The organism is Zhaonella formicivorans (assembly GCF_004353525.1).
Lineage (GTDB): Bacteria > Bacillota > DUOV01 > DUOV01 > Zhaonellaceae > Zhaonella > Zhaonella formicivorans.
On the sequence record NZ_CP085524.1, the window covers coordinates 134,445 to 154,675 of the forward strand.

Annotated in this window: 19 protein-coding genes; 16 read left to right on the top strand and 3 right to left on the bottom strand. The window is 47.0% G+C overall.

Features of this window, described 5'->3' with window-relative positions:
• The first annotated feature begins 15 nt into the window (after positions 1–15).
• From EYS13_RS00575 to trxA, 13 genes are all read left to right on the top strand, one after another.
• Entirely contained in the window at positions 16–246 is a 231-nt protein-coding gene (locus EYS13_RS00575) for a hypothetical protein (RefSeq protein WP_227764942.1), read from the top strand.
• A gap of 234 nt (positions 247–480) precedes the next feature.
• Complete coding sequence (locus EYS13_RS00580; RefSeq protein WP_227764944.1) at positions 481–1,905, top strand: glycosyltransferase family 2 protein; 1,425 nt, start codon at positions 481–483, stop codon at positions 1,903–1,905.
• 159 nt (positions 1,906–2,064) lie between these two features.
• The gene (locus tag EYS13_RS00585) at positions 2,065–2,442 is read left to right on the top strand and encodes a carbohydrate-binding protein (protein WP_227764946.1); all 378 of its coding nucleotides are present in this window, start codon (positions 2,065–2,067) and stop codon (positions 2,440–2,442) included.
• A gap of 89 nt (positions 2,443–2,531) precedes the next feature.
• Positions 2,532–2,690: a DUF1540 domain-containing protein gene (locus EYS13_RS00590; protein ID WP_227764948.1), complete on the top strand. Its 159-nt coding sequence runs from the start codon at positions 2,532–2,534 to the stop codon at positions 2,688–2,690.
• Between the two features lie 209 nt (positions 2,691–2,899).
• Positions 2,900–4,213, top strand: coding sequence for a glycosyltransferase family 4 protein (locus tag EYS13_RS00595; protein WP_227764950.1), 1,314 nt, complete (start codon positions 2,900–2,902; stop codon positions 4,211–4,213).
• Positions 4,210–6,693, top strand: coding sequence for a mannose-1-phosphate guanyltransferase (locus EYS13_RS00600; RefSeq protein WP_227764952.1), 2,484 nt, complete (start codon positions 4,210–4,212; stop codon positions 6,691–6,693). Before EYS13_RS00595 ends, EYS13_RS00600 begins: the two co-directional genes overlap by 4 nt.
• A gap of 114 nt (positions 6,694–6,807) precedes the next feature.
• Positions 6,808–7,698 (top strand): AAA family ATPase, encoded by an 891-nt coding sequence (locus tag EYS13_RS00605; RefSeq protein WP_227764954.1) that lies wholly within the window; start codon positions 6,808–6,810, stop codon positions 7,696–7,698.
• Between the two features lies 1 nt (position 7,699).
• Positions 7,700–8,977: a vWA domain-containing protein gene (locus EYS13_RS00610; RefSeq protein WP_227764956.1), complete on the top strand. Its 1,278-nt coding sequence runs from the start codon at positions 7,700–7,702 to the stop codon at positions 8,975–8,977.
• Positions 8,978–9,125: 148 nt separating this feature from the next.
• Positions 9,126–9,770 (top strand): methyltransferase domain-containing protein, encoded by a 645-nt coding sequence (locus EYS13_RS00615; RefSeq protein WP_227764959.1) that lies wholly within the window; start codon positions 9,126–9,128, stop codon positions 9,768–9,770.
• A gap of 45 nt (positions 9,771–9,815) precedes the next feature.
• Entirely contained in the window at positions 9,816–9,941 is a 126-nt protein-coding gene (locus tag EYS13_RS16145) for a hypothetical protein (RefSeq protein WP_265332396.1), read from the top strand.
• A 164-nt stretch (positions 9,942–10,105) separates the two neighbouring features.
• Positions 10,106–11,461 carry a radical SAM/SPASM domain-containing protein gene (locus EYS13_RS00620; RefSeq protein WP_227764960.1) on the top strand — a complete coding sequence of 452 codons (1,356 nt, stop codon included), beginning with the start codon at positions 10,106–10,108 and terminating at the stop codon, positions 11,459–11,461.
• Between the two features lie 10 nt (positions 11,462–11,471).
• Entirely contained in the window at positions 11,472–12,746 is a 1,275-nt protein-coding gene (trxB, locus tag EYS13_RS00625; protein WP_227764962.1) for a thioredoxin-disulfide reductase, read from the top strand.
• 20 nt (positions 12,747–12,766) lie between these two features.
• Entirely contained in the window at positions 12,767–13,087 is a 321-nt protein-coding gene (gene trxA / locus EYS13_RS00630; protein ID WP_227764964.1) for a thioredoxin, read from the top strand.
• A gap of 71 nt (positions 13,088–13,158) precedes the next feature.
• Here the strand turns inward: trxA and EYS13_RS00635 are convergent, their stop codons facing one another.
• Both EYS13_RS00635 and EYS13_RS00640 read right to left on the bottom strand, forming a co-directional pair.
• Positions 13,159–14,790 (bottom strand): glycoside hydrolase family 57 protein, encoded by a 1,632-nt coding sequence (locus EYS13_RS00635; protein WP_423055290.1) that lies wholly within the window; start codon positions 14,788–14,790, stop codon positions 13,159–13,161.
• A gap of 5 nt (positions 14,791–14,795) precedes the next feature.
• Complete coding sequence (locus EYS13_RS00640; protein ID WP_227764967.1) at positions 14,796–15,482, bottom strand: DUF4912 domain-containing protein; 687 nt, start codon at positions 15,480–15,482, stop codon at positions 14,796–14,798.
• A gap of 193 nt (positions 15,483–15,675) precedes the next feature.
• Here EYS13_RS00640 and EYS13_RS00645 point away from each other — a divergent pair, with 193 nt between their 5' ends.
• The 3 genes from EYS13_RS00645 (at position 15,676) to EYS13_RS00655 (ending at position 19,045) form a co-directional block, all read left to right on the top strand.
• A complete protein-coding gene (locus EYS13_RS00645; protein ID WP_227764970.1) occupies positions 15,676–17,682 on the top strand; it encodes a glycoside hydrolase family 15 protein in 2,007 nt (668 codons plus the stop codon).
• 27 nt (positions 17,683–17,709) lie between these two features.
• Positions 17,710–18,420, top strand: coding sequence for a CPBP family intramembrane glutamic endopeptidase (locus EYS13_RS00650; RefSeq protein WP_227764972.1), 711 nt, complete (start codon positions 17,710–17,712; stop codon positions 18,418–18,420).
• 334 nt (positions 18,421–18,754) lie between these two features.
• Positions 18,755–19,045 carry a TIGR04076 family protein gene (locus EYS13_RS00655; RefSeq protein WP_227764974.1) on the top strand — a complete coding sequence of 97 codons (291 nt, stop codon included), beginning with the start codon at positions 18,755–18,757 and terminating at the stop codon, positions 19,043–19,045.
• Between the two features lie 59 nt (positions 19,046–19,104).
• Here the strand turns inward: EYS13_RS00655 and EYS13_RS00660 are convergent, their stop codons facing one another.
• Positions 19,105–20,223, bottom strand: coding sequence for a hypothetical protein (locus tag EYS13_RS00660; protein WP_227764976.1), 1,119 nt, complete (start codon positions 20,221–20,223; stop codon positions 19,105–19,107).
• Positions 20,224–20,231: the final 8 nt, after the last annotated feature.

Here is a 20,231-nt window from a genome sequence, read left to right on the forward strand (position 1 = left end):
AGAGGGGTATAAACTATGGATGACAATAAGGCTCAAATTATTATGGACATCAAGGGAATAAAAAAACAATTGGTGGAACAAGGAGTCGGAGAAATGTACTTAAATGATCTTATTGTGGAGATGGGTAAAAATACCAACCTAAAGCAGCTGGATGTTAAAACGCTGCATAAAATCCGGTTTAGGCTGCAGGACCTGCTGGACTTCCTGGTACTGCATAAGTTTGAGAAAACAGGCAAAGTAAGATAATATTGTATAAAAACCTTTTGGGAATAATATTGAAAATTTTTACGTCTATTCTGTAGATATATCCTGAAGAAAGTCAGTTTTAGCAACTAACAACTAAAAATTTTTTTGCAGCAGGAATATGACAAAGTATAGCGAATATTTACCTAGTTAATACAATAAATAAGAACTTTTGAGCACAAACCTCCTCCCCGAATGAGGGGGATTTTTATGTGACTTTTGAGGAGATGAGGTAGGATGGAAACTTCTGAGTTTTTATATCTGGTCAGTATAGCTTTTGGATTGCTTGTTGCTTTTCTCTTTTTCCGTTACCTTTATTGGGGCGTTAAAGCCAGGTTAACTTACTGGAAAAAGATTCCTAACTTGTCTATTGAACAAGTACAGGTGGATGCCAGGGAAAAGGGCATGCAGCTGCCTTACTTTTCCATTCTGGTTCCTGCCAGGGATGAGGCGGATGTAATTGCACTTACCATCGATCATTTGGCTACCCTTAATTACCCCAAAGACCGCTACGAAGTAGTGATTATCACTGATGGCAAGGAACTGCGGACCAAAAGACATGAACCGGGCAAAATCACCACTCAGGATGTAGTAGAAGAAAAAATCAAGGAATTTGCCGCAAGGCAAAATGTTCCGGCGTTAAAGCATGCCGTTGTGCCCTATGATTTTGACGGACGGGTAGGCGGGGTTTGTTTAGGCAGGGAAGTTACTTCAACCAAAGCAAGAGCCCTGAATTACGGTCTGGGGTATATTGACAAGGGAACGACAATTTGCAGTTTTTATGATGCGGAAAGCAGGCCGGAACAAGACGCTCTGCTTTACGTTGCTGCCCGTTATGTTGCTACCGGAGGACGCCAGAAGCTGTGGCAGGGCCCGGTTTTTCAGGTACGCAATTTTTACCAACTGGGACCTATGAATAAGATTATTGCTTTATACCAGGCCTTGGCCCACGAATGGTATTATCCGATTTTAATGCAGCACCTGCCTTTCCTGGGGGGGACTAATTTACATGTGGAACGTGATCTGCTCATCAAAATAGGAGGATATGACCCCAAGGTTCTTTCCGAAGACCTGGAATTGGGGGTAAGAGCCTACTTGGAAACAGGGGAGTGGCCTGAATACCTGCCGGTAGTCAGTACCGAACAAACCCCGGCCAGATACAAAGCCTATTTCCGGCAGCGGTTGCGCTGGGGCAGCGGGCACCTGCAGGTTTTTGACAAGTTGCAGGGAGCTGTCCAGTATTCTGACGAAATACGTTTACCGCTGTTAAAGACCCTTTTTTGGAAAGGTCATGCCCAGTGGTATTTCTACCAGGCTCTGGTAGTGGCACCTTTGGTATTTTTGGTTTTGGCCTTGCAAGGCCAATTGGACCCCTCTATTATTCCCAAACAAGTGAAATTAGTTTTAGGCTGGATGGCACCGATTTACTATAGTTTTACTTTTTACCTTTTCTACAGGTATCGTAGCTATATTAATTTTGCTGTTGCCCCGAAAGGCATTGGGAAATACCTGGCGGTGCTGCAGTTGTGTGTACTACCAATAGTAGGGTTCTTCATCGCCCTGCCCTTTACCACCGCGCTGGTACTCAGGGCCATGAATCGCCAGCCTCAGGTGTGGGTAAAAACACCCCGTACTCAGGAAATGCGGGCTAAAGCATCTTAGACATAAATAGCAGCGTCGCCTATGAAATAACAAAAAGTGGATCTATTACATAATACTACAAAAAACTCCAAAAAAGCCTTATTGCGTTAAAACATAATACCTCCGCAATTTTTAAATACTAACTATAGTCCACTTTAGAAATTGAGGAGGTATTTCTTGATGACTGACCATAGACGCAGCAATTTTGATGACGGTGATATGCGGCTGTTGGGAATGCGGGAGGCCAATTACCCAGGTGGAGTAGTAGTCGATCCTATACCTATTACCTTGGGGGAAGAGATTACTGTTCTTTACTACGGTTTATTGCCGCAAAGCGGGGCTGATCAAGTATGGATGCACTGCGGGTATGGCGACGCCAACAACTGGCATAATGTGCAGGATATCAAAATGGAGTGGACAGAAAGAGGTTTTGCCAAAAAAATTAAGATCAATGATGGCAGCCGTTTTAACTTTTGTTTCAAAGACAGTGCCAACAACTGGGATAACAATAATGGATTAAACTGGAGCTTTGAGGTTCACAACGGTCAGCAAATTTAACATTGCGCAGCTTGCGTAGCTGCGTTTTTTTGTTTTTTCATGCATAAATGATAGTTGTTTTTCGAACAATAGTGATGGAGGTGATAAAGTTGCCGCATAACAGCAACATCAAATGCACTGTTTCTAACTGCAGGTACTGGCATGATGAGCATTGTGATGCTTCAGCAATCGAAGTAAATGTAGATGGTGGCGGGATATCGGCTCAAGGGAAAAAATATACTCAATGCCATACATTTGAACAAAAGTAAGCAGACCGTAGCAGGTTCGACTGGACTGTGGTAAATTTTTTATGCTTTAATACAAGCTCAGGGCAGACTGTAGAAGGTCTGCTTTTTAATTTCCTTATATTAGCAAACATACTTGGCTTCAAAAAAGTTGTTTGGGCAGAGATGGAATAAAAGCAGTCCCGGATTGAAAAACTAATAACTGTGGTAATTTCGGATTACGGAAGGAAGTGGTGAATATCCGGGTATTGATGTTGTCATGGGAGTACCCGCCACACAGTGTAGGCGGTCTGGCTAAGCACGTGGAAGAATTGTCGGAAGCTCTAGTTGCCAAAGAACTGGAAATTCATGTTTTATCCGTCGGTTCACCGGATGGTTCCCGGATGGAGAAGAGAAACGGAGTATTTGTCTACCGGATAGAGCCTTACAATATTTCCGCTCCCAATTTTTTATCCTGGGTACACCAGCTCAATTTCAGGATGGTTGAAGAAGCTATAAAACTGTTTAAACAGTATAAAACTTACGATTTGCTCCACGCCCATGATTGGTTGGTAGGTTATGCGGGACGGGTATTAAAACATGCTTATGTTACACCGCTGGTGGCCACCATTCATGCTACCGAAGCCGGGCGTAACCAGGGACTGCATAATGATGACCAGCGCTACATCAATAGTATTGAGTGGTGGCTGACATATGAGTCTTGGAAAGTTATTGCCTGCAGCGAGCATATGCGCCGCGAAGTCAAAGGACTTTTTGGACTGCCCGATGACAAAATACAAGTTATACCTAACGGGGTAGACTGGAAGAAGTTTAAAGCAGGCCTGTACAATATCAGCTTTGGGGATGGCAAGATTATTTTTTTTGTGGGGCGTTTAGTAAGAGAAAAAGGGGTACAGGTGCTGTTGGATGCTGCTCCCGCCATCCTGGCCAGGGAACCGGCAGCTCGTTTTGTTATTGCCGGCACGGGTCCAATGGAAGATCAGCTTAAATATCAAGCTAGGTTGATGGGTTTAGAACATAAGGTCGAATTCCTAGGCTATATCGATGATGCAACCAAGGGCGCTCTTTACCAACAGGCCAGTGTAGCTGTTTTTCCCAGTTTATATGAACCATTTGGCATTGTGGCTCTGGAAGCAATGGCTGCCGGAGTACCTGTGGTAGTGTCGGATACAGGCGGCATGGGTGAAATTGTTACCCATGGAGTAAACGGCTTAAAGGCCTATCCCGGCAATGCGGAATCATTGGCCTACAATATTCTTCATGCATTGCAAAATGAAGTGCTGCGTCAGGAATTGAAAAAGAACGGCAAACGGCTGATAGAGGAAGTTTACAGCTGGGACAAAATCGCCGAACGTACTATCCAAGTCTACCGCCAGGTACGGGATGAATATTTGCAGAGCCCTTGGTACAAGGAGAACAACGTGGCACCTGGCGATAGGCCGGAGCCTGGGGAACAAGAACAAAATTATACGGCCCCAGAGCGCTATAGCCTGGTGGAAAGACGGGCCGGCTCTTTTAGCAGGCCGGAAAGGAGGAATTGGCAGTGAAAGCCATTATTATGGCCGGGGGTGAAGGCTCCCGCTTACGGCCTTTAACCTGCGGCAGGCCGAAACCTTTGGTGCCGGTGGCTAACCGTCCGGTAATGGAGTATGCAGTTGAGCTTTTAAAAAGGTGCGGTATCACGGAAATCGGAGTTACTCTCCAATACCTGCCCGAAGCTATACAGGACTGGTTTGGAGACGGCAGTCAGTTTGGAGTCGAGCTCCGTTACTTTGTGGAAGAAAAGCCGCTGGGAACGGCCGGCAGCGTAAAAAATGCCCAGGAGTTTTTGGATGAAACTTTCCTGGTCGTCAGCGGCGATGCTCTAACCGATCTCAACCTGTTGGAAGCGGTTAAATTTCACCGGGATAGAGGGGCGCTGGCAACTTTAGTATTGACTGCTGTGGACACCCCACTGGAGTACGGTGTGGTGTTGACTTTCCCCGACGGGCGAATTGAGAAATTTCTGGAGAAGCCGGGTTGGGGCGAGGTATTCAGCGATCAGGTGAATACCGGCATATACGTGTTGGAGCCTGAGGTTTTAGGGTATATCCCGGAAGGCACCATGTATGACTTTAGCAAGGACCTGTTTCCCAAGCTTTTACGGGAAAACAGACCATTATATGGCTGTGTTCTGCCTGGGTATTGGTGTGATATCGGCAATCTCCAGCAGTATCAACAGGCCCATTATGATATCCTGGATGGCCGGGTGGCGGTGGATTTGAAAGCCACCTACCAAGGCGATGGCATTTGGCTGGGAAAAGGGGTGGACTTAAGTCCGGGTGCCAGGCTGCGGGGCCCGCTGATTCTAGGCGATTATGTTAAAGTTGGTCCTGGGGCTACTATTGACTCTTATACGGTAATCGGTAATAACTGCAAAGTCGGCGAGGGGGCAAGCCTTAAAAAAGCGGTTCTCTGGGATGGTGTCTACTTGGCAAATTTTACGGAAGTAAGAGGAGCCGTGCTTTGCAACCGGGTAATTCTAAAAGCAAAATCCCAGGTATACGAAGGAGCAGTTATCGGGGATGAAACAAGCGTTGCTGAAAACAGCGTGATTAAACCCGAGGTTAAAGTCTGGCCCCACAAACAGCTTAATCAGGGGATTACTTTGAACTCCAGCCTGGTCTGGGGAACAAAAGGAAATAGAAACCTTTTCGGGGTAGAAGGGATATCCGGTACTGCCAACTGGGATATTACCCCTGAATTTGCCGCAAAGCTAGGTGCTGCCTATGGCAGTACCCTGAGCACTGAACAAAAGGTAGCTGTCAGCTCTGACGGCTATGCCGCTACCCAGATGCTGAAGACTGCACTTATTGCCGGTATAGTAAGTGCCGGGGTAGAGGTGTGCGATCTGGGCCCGGTAACCATGCCGGTGCACCGCTTTGCAGTTCGCTCTTTGGGGGCGGCGGGAGGTATGCATGTAAAATTGGATACCCGGGATCCTGAAAAAGTATGGATGCAATTTGTTGACGACCGCGGCATAGATTTTAACCGTGGGGCGGAGCGCAAAGTGGAAAATGCTTTCTGGCGGGAGGAGTATCGCCGGGCTGCTGAAGGTAAGATCGGAGTTATCAACTATTTTCCCCGCTTCAAAGAATCCTACCGGGATTATGTGGTCAGTGCCGTAGACGGGGCAGCTATTCGCGGCGCCCGCTTTAAAATTGTTATCGATTATGAGCTGCCCAACTTGCGTTTGATGCTGCCTAATTTGCTGGAACAATTGGGTATAAAAAGCATACCCTTCGATACCAGCTTTGACCATGAACTGAAGACTTTTGAACGGGTCAAGGACTTGCATTCTTTTCTTGCCGCTGAAGTGATTCACCAGCGGGCTGACCTGGGAGTAATTATGGATAATAACGGGGAGAGGCTCTTCCTCATCGATGATGAAGGTAAACCGGTAGATGAAGAGCGGCTGATGGTTTTAATGTCCCTGGTTATTTTCAGGTCGAAACCGGGAGCTACTGTAGCTGTTCCAGTGACCGCCCCTTCAGTCATCGATAAGCTGGCTGCCCGTTATAACGGGAAGGTGCTTAGAACTAAGACGGCCCACAACTTTCTTTTGGAAAAAGTCTTTAGCCCCGAAATTATGGAACAACAGGGCAAATACCAACAGGCAGCTTTCCAGTTTGATGCTGTTCAGTCGCTGGTTAAACTTCTTGATTTTTTGGCCCAGGAACATACCCGGCTGTCGGAATTGTCTACCTCAATCCCCGAATATTTTACGCATGTGCAGACGACGCCTTGCCCATGGGAAGCCAAAGGTAAAGTGATGCGGAGCCTCATCAGCGAGCATCAGGGTGATAATATCGATTTAATTGACGGCATTAAAATCCAGCGGGAAAATGGTTGGGCATTGGTGCTGCCTCATGTGGAGGAACCCGTTTACCAGGTATATGGGGAAGGCATGAGTCAGGAGGTTGCTGAAGAATTGACTAACTTTTATGCTAAAAAGATCCAGGAAATGGTGAAGAGCCAAAAGCAGTAATCCAAAGAGCGCACCGGCGCTCTTTTTTTTGTTTTAAAGAAGATTTGGTGTTTGAACGGCGAATATATTGGATCTAACAGCTAAAGGCTAATAATCATTGAAGGGGGTAAATAGATGCAAATTACGTTGCCGTGGTTAAAAGAAGCATTGAAAGGGGCAGGATATATTTGCGGAGACGATATTGTAATGGCTGTGTACCTGGCGCTCCATTTGGAAAAGCCGCTCCTAGTTACCGGCGCCCCTGGTGTGGGTAAAACGGAACTGGCTAAGGTCTTAAGCGCCATTTTCCAGACGGAATTAATCAGGCTGCAGTGTTACGAAGGGCTTGATGAAAACAAGGCGCTCTACGAATGGAATTATCAAAAGCAGCTTTTGGCTATTCAACTGGCAAAGGAGCATGGATTGGCCGGAGGGAAGGAGCAAGATTTGTTCTCGGAGGACTACCTTTTACCCAGGCCCCTTTTAAAAGCTCTGCTGGCCCCTAAAAAACCGGTACTTTTAATCGATGAAGTTGATAAAACCGATGAAGAGTTTGAGGCCTTTCTGTTTGAGGTGCTTTCCGATTTTCAGGTTTCTATCCCTGAGCTAGGCACTCTGCAAGCCAAACAGGTTCCCATAGTGGTATTGACCAGCAACGGGGAAAGGGAGCTTTCCGATGGCCTCAAAAGACGCTGCATTTTTTTATATATGGATTACCCCGAGGTGGAAAAAGAGGTGGCCATTATCCGGGCCAAGGTGTCCGGTATTGAAGCGCGCTTGGCATTGGAAATTGCTAAAGCGGTCAACCGGATTAGGAGTTTGGAGCTGGAAAAAAAGCCTTCCATCGCGGAAACTCTGGATTGGGCCAAAGCATTGCTGCTTTTGGGTGCGGGGGGTTTAACGCCTGAGCTGGTGGACAAAACCTGCAATTTGCTTTTAAAAGAAAAAGCTGATTTGGATACTTTTTTGACCCAATTGGGTCCCGAAGAGCTTTGCAGCATGGCACGGGAGCGGGGGCTAGCTTAAGATGGAACAGGGTCAGCAAAAAGGTTTGTTGGAAAATCTTTTAAGGTTCGTCTTGGTCCTTAGGGGGCTGGGTTTAAAAGTTAGTGCTGCGGAAGTGGCGGACGCCCTGGAGGCATTGCTGCTGGTCAATTTTGCCGACCAAAGTGAGGTGTATCAAGCCCTGCGTTATACCTTGGTCAAGGAGCAGCGGGGGGAAAAGCTTTTTAAACAAGCTTTTGAGGATTACTTTGCTGCTTTGGGTGAGGTTTCTGAACAAGGGAAAGGTAATGCGGAATTGTCTTTTCAAGATCAGCCGTTGAACTTAACCCGGGAAGAGCAGGCTGTGTACAGCCGGCTGACCCGGGAACAGCGGCAGGGTTTACAGGAGTTTTTAGCCCGGAGTTCGGAAGGCAAAAATGTCTCTCCCCGTTTTTTGCCGGTGATTGAAGGGCTGGTCAAGGGACAGCTTGACTATTACAGACGGCATATGGGGGAAGTTCTTCCAGTAGAGTTTACCGGCGACGAGAAGCTGGACAGCATACTTCTTAATATCAGCCAACAATTACCGGAATACGAGGAACTGTTAAGCAGGGACATGGGCTTATTTTCCCAGGATGATTTGACCAGGGTAAAAAGGGTTATTAACAAATTAACCCGTAAGCTCTCCCACGGCTTTAACCGCAGGAAGCGGCAGTCCAACCGGGCCGGGATGCTGGATCTGCGCAACAGCATCCGCCATAGCATTCAACATGGCGGCACTATATTTAAAATCAAATATCGCCAAAAAAGACAACGCAAACCCGATTTAATGCTTTTATGTGATATCTCCGGCTCCATGGAAAGGTATAGCTCTTTTGTACTGCAGTTCTGCTACTGCTTAAACCGTGTATTCCAAAAAATGGACACTTTTGTTTTTGCCGAAAAGCTGGCTTTGGGAGGTCCAGGGCTGAAAAACAGCGAAACCATGGAAAAAGAATTGCAGTTGGCCAAACAGGAATGCGGTCGAGGTACCAACGTGGGCCGGAGTTTACAGGAACTGCAGCAAAACTTTCACAGGTTTTTGGGCAAAAATAGAGTGATCGTGGTAGTCAGCGATGCCAAAACTATGGAATCTCAGTTGGCCGCAGCAGAGCTTAAAAAGTTGGCCGGCAAGGCCAAGGACATCATTTGGCTGAATCCATTGGCAAAAAGCGAATGGGAGCGGTACAACGCTGTTAAAATGCTGCGCAAGTACTGCCGCATGGAGGAATGCAGCACCTTGGCCCAGTTAGACAGCGCCATGCGCAAAGCATTAATTTAGTCGCCAGTGCCTGGCAGGTTTGCTGACGTAAAAGAAAAAAATTATAAAATCGAAGCAAAAATTTTACCAAAACAATTGCAAGCGTAATATAATATAAGTATAATTATACATAAATAATACCCGTAAGGGGTATTTTGGAGTGTTTAACATGGTGTCAGAACAGGCAATCAGAGAAGCAATTATTGCCAGGTATACCGCGGAAGCGGGGCTTGAGGGTTGCTTAAGCTGCGGCACAGTTTTAAATGATGCTCTGGTCAAGTCTGGGGAGACAGTGCTGGACCTGGGGTGCGGTAAAGGGTATGATGTGATCAATGCGGCCCGGTTAACCGGTGAGGAAGGAAAAGTATACGGCTTGGATTTAACCCCAGCCATGCTGGAGGCAGCCAGAGCAAATGCCCGGAAAGAGTCGGTAGCGAATGTGGAATTTATCCAGGCGGCTCTGGAGGAAATTCCTTTGCCGGACGCAAGCATTGACTTAGTCATCAGCAACTGTACCATTAACCACAGTTTAAATAAGCTTCAAGCCTATCGGGAAATTTACCGGGTTTTAAAGCCAGGGGGGAGATTTGTGATTTCCGATGTAATGGCGGAAGAGCCCCTTCCTCCGGAAGTAGTGCAAGATCCCCAAGCCTGGGCGGAATGTTACGGCGGCGCTTTACCGGCAGCAGCATACTATGATCTAATTAAAATGGCAGGTTTTCTACATATTTATACCTTAAAAAGCAGATCCTATCTAAAAAACGGGCATAAAATGACAAGCCGTACGTTGCATGCATTTAAGCCGGGAGAGTAGCAGAGGAGCGACGGTTATTTTAGGGAACTGAAAGGAGGTGTGACTATGAAAGCTCTAACCCAGGTCAAACTAGGTAAAAAAGAGCAAAGCTGCTGCTGCGGCAAAAATGAGTTTACAGTAGCCCAGTGTTGTTCCAAATCATCCAAAATTATTGCCGGGTGCCACGACTGATAAGATTGGGGTACAGTTCGGCAGCACTTTTTGCTGTATAGGAAACTTTGCTTGCATAAAATCTGTGGATAGTTTCCTATACAAGGGGGATTGTCAAGGGGTAAGCTCCAAGGGGGCAGCTTCTGTCTCCTTGCTTCCTCCTTCCGGCAGGGAGGTTAGTGAAAGTGAGTTATGTTAGTAAATATAATCTGGTTCTGGAGAATAGGGTAAGAGCAGGGGAATACTTGCTCTACAATCCGCTTTCCGGCGCTGTAGATTTGGCTGATGCTTCGGAAATAAGGGCCTTGGAGGACATTGTAAGTGGCAGTGAACCGGAAAGGGAATTTATAGAATACCTCAGGTCCAGAGGTTATGTATTCGATTCCAAAGAAGAAGAAGATGAGCTTATAGCTTTCAAATATAAAGAGTTTCAGGAGGCCATGGCTCAGTCGCCGGTACAGCTGTTTCTGATACCGACTTATGGCTGTAATTTGGCTTGCACTTACTGCTTCCAGGAAGGTATTAAAAAGAAAAAAGCGCTGATTGATTCCGCAACTATTGAAGCTTTTTTCACCAGTGTGGATAAAAAGTTTGGTTCGGCTCCGGTTAAGCCATTCGTTACATTGTTTGGTGGCGAGCCATTAATTGATACTCCCAACCACCGGGAGGCAATAAGGCAAATCATTGCCGGCTGCAATGAACGGGGATATGAACTGGCTGTGGTCACTAACGGGTATGATCTTAAAGAATATCTGGATCTGCTTGGTCAGGCGGCAATCAAGGAAATTCAAGTTACTTTGGACGGTGACCGCGAAACCCATGATGCCAGGAGGTTTACTAAGGGCCGAGAAGGAACTTTTGACAAAATCTTGGAAAGTCTGTCAGGAGCTGTAGAGCGGGGTTTTCCGATTAATTTGCGCACTGTGGTAGACAAATCCAACCTGATGGGACTGGTCAAATTGGCTGAACTATTGGATGCTAAGGGTTGGCTTGATTTACCCCAGGAGAGGTTTAAGACCCAAATCGGGAGAAACTATGAACTGATTGATGCTAACTGTTCCGAGGGACTGCTTTCCCAGCTGGAGCTTTGGCAAAATGTTGTTAAGTTGAGCGAAAATTACCCGCTTTTGCGCAAATTTCACCAGCCGCAGTTTAAAGGCATGAAATATCTGGTATTAACAGGCGAAACTTCTCTGCCCAGCTTTGACACCTGTCCGGCATGCAAGGGAGAGTGGGTTTACGACTTGTACGGAGATATATACGGTTGTACCGCCAGCTGTGGCCGGGAAGAATATAAGTTGGGTACCTTTTATCCTGCAGAGCAGCTGGACATGAAGCAGGTTGAGCAGTGGACCGGCCGGAATGTGCTGCAGATGGAAGAGTGCCGTGATTGCCCGACCAGCCTGATCTGCGGTGGCGGCTGCGGTGTGGTGGCCAAAGAGAAGAATGGCATAATCTTGAGCCCTGACTGTCGGCCTATCAAGGAATTGCTGGAACTGGGCATGGAGTATTATCGGGAAGAACTTCTCAAGTTAGGATAGAGGTGATAAAATGAGTGATTTAATCAGTTATATTAGTGCTGCAGATTTTCAACAAGAGGTTTTAGAATCAAGCTTGCCGGTGGCAGTTGATTTTTACTCGGAGGATTGCCCTCCTTGCGCCCAGCTGGCGCCCATTTATGAAAAACTGGCCCAAAAATACGGCAGCAAGATGAAATTTGTAAAGATCTTGCGCCAGGCTAACCGGGAACTGGCATTGCAATTAGGTGTAAAGAGCAGCCCGACAGTTTTGTTTTTCCAGAACGGTAAGGAGATCGGCAGCCGGTTTACCGGCTATATCAAGAAAGCGGAATTACGGCAAGCTGTGGAAAAGATCCTGGGGATCGATGAAACAAACAGGGATATGACAGTGGAAGAGTGTGATGTCTTGATCCTGGGTGGAGGTCCGGCCGGATTAACTGCCGGTATTTATACAGGCAGGGCTAAGCTTAAGACCATCATTGTTGACGAAGGTCTGGCAGGAGGTCAGGCGGCAACTACCTACCATATTGCCAATTACCCCGGCACCGGTGAGGTTGTGCGCGGCAATGAGCTGATGGCCAAAATGGCTGAACAGGCCAGGAGTTTTGGAGTACGGATTGAAGAGTTGAAAGAAGTCTCGGAAGTTGATTTAAATGGCCCGGTGAAAAGGATTCAGACTGAAGACGTAGTATATTATGCTAAGAGCGTGATTATCGCTACCGGGGCAGAACCAAGGAAGCTGCCGGCGGAAGGGGAAGACCTATTCAGGGGTCGGGGTGTCCACTACTGCGCCACCTGCGACGGGATCATGTACGAAGGGAAACACGTGGTTGTGGTAGGCGGTGGCAACAGCGCTGTGGAAGAAGCGGTCTACCTAACCCGCTTTGCCGACAAAATTACCATTATTCATGAATTTGATCACTTCCAGGCTTCCAAAACGGCTCAGGAAGAAGCTTTTAAGAACCCGAAAATCGATATAATCTGGGGGGCCCATGTTAAAAAAGTTCTGGGAGAAGGCCACTTGCAAGGCGTTGTCTATCAGGACCTGGCCAGCGGAGAGATGCATGAGCTGGCAGCAGACGGTGTTTTTGTTTACATCGGTACTCAGCCCCGCACCGGCTTGTTTAAAGAACAACTAGATTTGAACCAATATGGGTATATTAAAACTGATGAAGAAATGCAGACAGCTATTCCAGGTGTGTTTGCGGCCGGCGATGTCCGGGTTAAAGGAGTACGGCAGGTAATAACCGCCTGCGGAGATGGCTGCATAGCCGCCCTCAGCGCGGAAAAATATTTAGCACAATGATGAAAGTGAGGTAATTCAAGATGAGCATTGTAAAAGTAACTGACAGCAATTTTAAAACAGAGGTACTGGAATCCGAAAAGCCTGTATTAGTTGACTTTTGGGCTGAGTGGTGCGGTCCTTGCCGGATGGTGGCCCCTGTAGTGGAGGCAGTGGCCCAGGAGTACGGAGATAGGCTGAAAGTCGCCAAATTAAATGTGGATGAAAACCCGCTTACCGCCAGCCAGTATGGAATTATGAGCATTCCCTCCTTGTTCATCTTCAAGGACGGCGAAATTGCCAACCGCATGGTAGGGTATATGCCAAAAGAGAAGCTGAAGCAGTCCATCGATCAAACGATATAATCTGCAGTGCTTGTAACTATCAGCTAAAAAACACAGAATTAAAGGTGCAGTTTTGTGCTGCACCTTTTTTGCTAAATAGCTGATGGCTGTAAGCTACCCACTTCCGCCTGGTGAGAGCGGTAAACCCGATAGTCCATTTCCGGAAAGATGTTATCCTTTAATTCAATTTTTCTCAGCCAAGCCCTGTCGATTTCTCCCCGCTGCAGGCTTTCATAAAGCCTGTTAAACCGCCCGATATGCTCTACGGTACGCTTTTTGGCATAGTCAACCATCGTGCCGGTTTTCATGATGAAGGCCCAATCACTGCTTTGGGCGAGCAGCAGTTCCCGGGCAGCCTGGTTTAGAGCCCGTTTCTGTACAGGATCGGGTTGTATAAACGTATCAGCTAGCTGGACCATTTTTTCACCTGCCCGATGCAGGTGGCGGTAGATCCAGTCGTTGGAGCCTTCCAGCCAGACTTCGTTATACCCGTTATTGCCCCAACTGGAAAGGCAGGGGGTGGAGGGCTGAAGTTTCGGGTGCTCAGCCAGGTAGTCCGAAGGCGTAGCAAGCCGGAAGGTTTCCTGATCGTAGGCCACCTTCCGTAACAGGAAATCAAGCCATAGGGGTCCCTCAAACCACCAGTGGCCGAAAAGTTCGGCATCGTAAGGCGAAACAACAATAGGATCATGCTCCATGTGGCAGGCCAGGAATTCCAGCTGTTTTTGCCGGTTGAACATGAAGTTGCCGGCGTGAATGGCTGCTTTTTCCCGCGCCCATTCCGGTTTGTAAGGCTCTTTCCAATCCCCCTTGCCTGTAATCCGGTAATATTTAAAACCTGTGTCGATGCGAATTCCGTCTGGGTGAATATAATCTTTAATGTACTCATAATCTAAATCATAGCCTATATCCCTGTAGAACTCGCGGTAATCGTAGTCACCGGGATAGCCTTCCGAGGCGCTCCAAACCTGCACCGATGATTCCACATCCCTGCCAAAAACTGCTGTTCCGGATGGACAGCGAACGGGCATGTAAATGCCATAACGGGGACGAGGTGTTGCAAAAAGCAAACCATGGGAATCTACAAAGAAATAGCCTAATCCTTCTTTGGCTAAAATATCATCTATGCCAGGGGCATAACCGCATTCCGGCAACCAGATTCCTTGCGGAACTTTGCCAAAATGCTGCCGGTATGTTTGCATGGCTAGTTTTACCTGGGCTGTAATGACTTGGGGCTGAAGGTTTAATAAGGGGAAATATCCATGAGTACCGGCACAGGTGATGATTTCCAAATTACCGTTATCCTGCAATTTCTTAAAGCCTTGCAAGATATTGCGTTTATAGCGTTCTAAATAAGTATTGCTTGCTTTTTGCAAGAGTTCTTGGTACATTTTGGCCAGATTATGAAAATGAGGCTCGTGTTTTGTACGGGCCACTTCCCGCTCCGCTAATTCCAGGCACATCTCTAAATGCTTTTGATATTTATCTTGCAGAAATTCATCGGTTAGCATAGACAGCAGAGTTGGGCTGAAGGAAATGGTTAAGCGGTAAGGTACTCCTTCCTCACTTAACCTTTCCAAGACATGGAGCAGGGGCAGATATGTTTCGGTGATAGCCTCATACAGCCATCGCTCCTCCAGGTATCCTTCTTTTTCCGGGTGACGTACATAGGGTAAGTGGGCATGTAAAACCAATGCCATGTAGCCTTTAGCCAAAAAACTCATCCTTTCTAATGTTTCTGCTCCATTTGAGTTGAACCGGAGGGCCAAACCGAAGGGCCCAAGGCAGAGTGTAAACTCTGCCAGACAATTTCATGCGGCGGCCATTCAGGGTCGATGATTTCCGATACTCCATCTGCTGGCGTGGAAACCTGGTTGGAGCGAACCAGGGGGTAAAAACTACCCTCAAATGTTCTACCTACCTCGACTATAAAGCTGTTTTTAGGTTTTCCTACTTTAATGTACCAGTTGGCAGCTTCATCATGGATTGGGATATCGAAATAAGGCGCCCGGTGGAGTGGCTCATTGGTCACGTTATATACCCTGAGCACAGGACTGGATTTAGACCAAACCTCAGGGTCTTTAGTTGTTTCAACGAATTCCTTTTTAGCTTCCTCGCCGATATCCCAGTAGGCGTAAATCCAATAAGGATCCTTTACTAACAGCACCGCTTTGCTTTCTCCATACAAAGTCGGCAAAAAATAATCCGGTTCATCCCAAGTAAAATCACTTTCCTCTTTGCTCCGGTGAAAATCAATTTCCTCGGCAAATTCGGTATCGGCATAACCATGGCCTTGAGTGCCGAGCAAAGGTTTTTTTTGGATGACCGGTTGAGCTTGGTTGCGAATGCTGTAGATGGTGAAACTTGCAACAACCACGAACAGCAGGATAATTATGAAGGTTAATAAAGTCAGCATACTCTCATTCTCCTTTTGCAATTGGTTTATAATCGCTTACAGTAAATTGGAAAAAGCACTATAGAAAGGCTTTTTATAATAATCGAAGTTAAGTGGAATAATGGTAAAGAGAGTTTGGCTAAAATTTATTATGTCCAGAAAACAAAGGTTTATTTGATCCGTTAGCATAAATACTCTGAAAGGAGAGGAGACTTTGCCAAGGGAGATCGTGTTGGGCAACGGGCACATGCTGGTTAATTTCGATGCAGGTTTAAATATGAGGGATTTATACTTTCCATACATTGGCTGGGAAAACCATATCGGAGGCAACAGAAACAGCACTGGAGTGTGGGTTGAGGGGAAATTTTCCTGGATAGACGAGAAAAGCTGGCTGCGTCATATTGGTTATTTGGACGAGACCCTGGTATCCAGCTGTTCGGCATTTAATGAGGGAATGGGTGTAAAGCTCACCATCAATGATGCTGTCCACTTCCGGCATGACCTGTTTTTAAAAAAAGTAAGGGTAACTAACCTCGGAAATTCGGCCCGGGAAATTAGGATCTTCTTTACCCACGACTTTTGCATTGATGGCACAGAAGTGGGAGATACAGCTGCCTATGATCCGGCGTTAAAGGCGATCTATCATTACAAAAGAAACCGCTATTTTTTGACAAACGGGCAGGTCGGGGAGGATGGCATTTACCAATATGCCGTGGGCACTAAACGCTTTGGCGGGGCAGAGGGTACTTGGCGGGACGCAGAAGACGGCAGGCTGGAAGGCAATCCTATTGCCCAGGGGTCTGTAGATAGTACCATCAGCTTTCGCCTCTACTTGGAACCTGAAGCCAGCCAGGATTTATATTACTGGATAGCAGTAGGCAGGAGTTATAACGAAGTCCGGGAAGGGAACAACTACGTTTTGAAAAACACCCCTGCGAAACTGCTGCGTAAAATTACTGATTACTGGAGGACCTGGGTAAATAAAACCGAGCGGGAATTTGCCGACTTGCCGCAGCGGGTAGTTGATCTTTATAAAAAAAGCCTGCTGATTGTGCGCACCCAGGTGGACAGCGGAGGAGCCATAATCGCTGCCAACGACAGCGATATCCTAAAATGGGCCAGGGACCACTACAGTTACATGTGGCCCCGGGATGGGGCGCTGGTAGCTCATGCTCTGGATAAAGCCGGTTACCCGGAAGTCACTACTTCCTTCTACAGGTTTTGCCGAAAAGTCCTGACTGAGGAAGGATACTTATTGCATAAATATAACCCGGACGGTTCTCTCGGGTCCAGCTGGCATCCCTGGTATAATCAGGGCAAAGCCCAGCTGCCTATTCAGGAAGATGAGACTGCCCTGGTACTCATTTCCCTGTGGCACTACTATGTCTGGTATAAGGATTTTGAATTTATTGATACTCTCTACAAGCCATTAATCAGGAAAGCCGCTGAATTTATGGTTGATTACCGGGAGCCTGCCACAGGGCTGCCCAAGGAAAGCTATGACCTGTGGGAGGAACGGCGGGGAGTGTTTACCTTTACTGCTTCCGCCGTTTACGGAGGGTTGATGGCAGCGGCCAATTTCGCCAAGCTTTTCGGAGATTTTTACCTTTCGGATAAATATGAGCAAGCAGCGGAAGAAATGAGAGGCGCGATTTTAAAACATCTCTACAGCCCGGAACTGGGGCGTTTCCTCCGTGGAGTTTATGTATCTCCGGATGGAACTTTAAAGCCGGATTTGACCTTGGAAAGCAGTTTGTTCGGGGTCTTTGCCTTCGGAGTCCTTCCTGCCGATGATCCCAGGGTGGTGCAAACCATGCGGGCCATTCAGGATGGTTTATGGGTAAAGACGGAAATAGGGGGCATCGCCCGCTACACCAATGACTACTACTTCCAAAAAAGCCATGACGTTGAAACAGTGCCAGGCAACCCTTGGTTTATCTGCACTTTATGGCTAGCCCAATGGTATATAGCTATAGCTAAGAGTGAAAAGGAATTGAACGTGGCTAAAACCATTCTCGATTGGGTTGCCGACCATTCCTTGGAAAGCGGTGTCCTACCCGAGCAATTACATCCTTATACAGGGGAACCTCTCTCAGTGGCTCCTTTGACCTGGTCCCATTCAACTTTAATTTTGGCAGTGCTGGATTACCTCGATAAATACAGGGAAATCAACAAGTACTCTTTTCCAGAAGTGCATAATAAGATTATAATATGTGAATAAGAGCGCTTAAGAAAGGTGTGAATATGCTTGGCACTTAAACGCCGGTGGCCCGGCCCGCCTTGGGGCTTGGTCGATGCGATGCTTGCCCTGGTTTTGGTGTTTATAATCAACAATTCTATGGGGTTTATCGCCAAGGCGCTGGGCATAAGGTGGTCTACGCTGGGGTTTTTCACCTTCGCCAGCGTCCTGCAAACTGCGGGAATAATTGGCGTAGTGTTTTACTATGCATTGGTAAGATATCATACGGGAGGCAGGGCATTAGGTCTTAGTGCCCGAGATTTAGGCAGGTATATATTTACCGGTTTGGCAGGAGGAGTCCTGATTTTTCTTGTGGTAATGCTCAGCGGCATTTTTGTGCAGCGGTTTTATCCGGTGACGGCAGAACTGCAGCCTTTCGCCCAACTGGTTCTTAATGCCAACACCTGGCCTCAACTGGCTGTGCTTTTTGTGTTGGGCGTTGTGCTGGCCCCTTTGGGGGAAGAGTTGTATTTCCGCGGTTTCCTCTACCCTGTACTGCGCAGCTATTTGGGAGTACCGGCAGCCGTTCTTTTGTCGGGAGGATTTTTCGGGCTGCTCCATTTTGACCTGCTGCGTTTTTTGCCGCTGGCTTTAGGCGGGGCCGGGCTGGCCTGGTTGTATGAACGTACCGGTTCGCTTTACACTTCCATAGCAGCCCATGGTTTATGGAACTTTGTAATGTTGGCCCTCTTGGCCGCGAAAAATCCAAATTTTATTTAAACTAACCGCAGGTTAGTTTCAGACCCTCGACAAACTATTTTCAGCCCGCATGTATTATGGAGCGGGACTGGTTTCCTCTAGGCTGGCGGCTTTGCCAAAGGTCAACGGCGTAGGAGCTTATTAATTGTGGACATTCCTCAGCAAAAGTGAACAACATGCATAAGAGGCGTGTCCCCTGACCGCTGCACAAAATAATACATGCGGGCTTTGTCTACAAGCTGAAACTAACCGGCAGGTTAGTTTTTTTATGTGTAAAATTATTTAGCTTTATCAAAAGGAAAAAGGAAACCAAGGGCGAATCATTATTTAGATACAACAGGGAGGGAATTCGCGAATGCCTTGCAGGGTTAAATACAACCAGCCCAAAAAAGTGAAAATCATAGTAGAAAAAGTGCCTCATGACGAAATAGGTCCTTGCAGCTGCCATACGGAAGGGCAGGTTTTTGAAGTGGATTTTGAACGCTGTCCCGCCAATTTCTGTGCTGCTGCCTTTCACAGCCTGTGGCCCCACCTCAGAGTTCTGGAACTGGGAGGCAGGCACCCCTGGGATAAAAATGCCGGTGAAACCCGGGTTTGCTGCCCCGATCCCAACAAGCCGGTAATTTTTAAAATACTTGCTGAATAATAAGAGCCCGGCGGAAAAGCCGGGCTCTTCATGTGAAAGTGCTATTTTCAAAAGCGCTTTCATTTAATATAAACTTCTGTTGTGCATTCAACCGGCTCTTTTTGTGATATTTCCGGATCAAAATATCTTCGGCCCAGGTTAAGTTGAAACCAGTCTTTAGCCAGTTCGTAGGCAGGCAATCTCTCTTCTCCTTCGATGATTACAATATGCCCGTCATCTACAGTAAACATTATTCCCCGGTCAACTGCCATGGTATAATCAGTTTGAGGGGCATAATAGCTTTTTTCCTCCAACAGCTTAAACCGGTAAGCAATCGGGTGTTTCTCCCCTAAAGGAAAAATTAAAAGGCGGGCTTCTACTTCCACCGGAGGCAAATCCCCCCAGTTGCACCAGCCCAGGGTGATATTTACATTGCGTCCTACCGGAACCGGTTTGCCTGTAACCGGGTCAGGAGGAAAAAGCAACTGCAGGTGGCCGAAAGCCACAAAATGCTTAAGCGTATGCGGCTTTTTTTGTAAAGGAAACGAAAAATAGTAAAAAAAATCATCGAAGGACAGCTCTTCTTTTAAGACAATTTCCGCATCATAACAGGTCTGGCCGGAGCTTTTTCCCCGCTTTACTTTGCGAAAAACAACTCTGAGCCGCGCTTGCTGCAGCAAAGAGCGGACTGAAACGTTCACGTACCTGGAAAGAAAAGAAACACTGCGCAGTTGGACAGGTGGGGGAATAATGGCGTTAAGCATCTGGTTTTCCAAGGGATTAATGGCATTTTGCAAAAGCTTGCGGTAGTAGATCATCAGGCTCAAGCTCCCCAATATGGGCAGCACGTGGAGCAGAACCCTGTATTGGAAAGGTGGTTTGAATGTTAAAATTAGAAGCCCTAACCAGCTGATAATTACCAGAGCCATGGTAAAATCCAGGTAACGCATGATGGTTTTACTGGGTCCGTGGGGCAGAATATAGTACATCTGGTATTTCTGGATGAGCCGGTAGATGTTGCTGGTTAAATTTTGCTCGGTCTGGTAGGAGAGGTCCACCAGTTCTTCCAGGATTTCCTGCAGCCTTTCCACCCGGCGCTGGATTATTAATGAGACAAAAATACCTACTGAGCCCAGCAGGCTGATTAAACCTCCGGCCAAGGAGAGGATGACAAGATTATAGGCTGAAGTGTCAAACAAAAGTAATC

Excerpts from the sequence above, each read along its gene's own strand:
- EYS13_RS00640 (WP_227764967.1), bottom strand. The coding sequence starts at position 15,482 with ATGCTGACTTTATTAACCTTCATAATTATCCTGCTGTTCGTGGTTGTT.
- EYS13_RS00585 (WP_227764946.1), top strand. The coding sequence starts at position 2,065 with ATGACTGACCATAGACGCAGCAATTTTGATGACGGTGATATGCGGCTG.
- EYS13_RS00610 (WP_227764956.1), top strand. The coding sequence starts at position 7,700 with ATGGAACAGGGTCAGCAAAAAGGTTTGTTGGAAAATCTTTTAAGGTTC.
- EYS13_RS00615 (WP_227764959.1), top strand. The coding sequence starts at position 9,126 with ATGGTGTCAGAACAGGCAATCAGAGAAGCAATTATTGCCAGGTATACC.
- trxA (WP_227764964.1), top strand. The coding sequence starts at position 12,767 with ATGAGCATTGTAAAAGTAACTGACAGCAATTTTAAAACAGAGGTACTG.
- EYS13_RS00580 (WP_227764944.1), top strand. The coding sequence starts at position 481 with ATGGAAACTTCTGAGTTTTTATATCTGGTCAGTATAGCTTTTGGATTG.
- EYS13_RS16145 (WP_265332396.1), top strand. The coding sequence starts at position 9,816 with ATGAAAGCTCTAACCCAGGTCAAACTAGGTAAAAAAGAGCAAAGCTGC.
- EYS13_RS00655 (WP_227764974.1), top strand. The coding sequence starts at position 18,755 with ATGCCTTGCAGGGTTAAATACAACCAGCCCAAAAAAGTGAAAATCATA.
- EYS13_RS00635 (WP_423055290.1), bottom strand. The coding sequence starts at position 14,790 with ATGAGTTTTTTGGCTAAAGGCTACATGGCATTGGTTTTACATGCCCAC.
- trxB (WP_227764962.1), top strand. The coding sequence starts at position 11,472 with ATGAGTGATTTAATCAGTTATATTAGTGCTGCAGATTTTCAACAAGAG.
- EYS13_RS00605 (WP_227764954.1), top strand. The coding sequence starts at position 6,808 with ATGCAAATTACGTTGCCGTGGTTAAAAGAAGCATTGAAAGGGGCAGGA.
- EYS13_RS00575 (WP_227764942.1), top strand. The coding sequence starts at position 16 with ATGGATGACAATAAGGCTCAAATTATTATGGACATCAAGGGAATAAAA.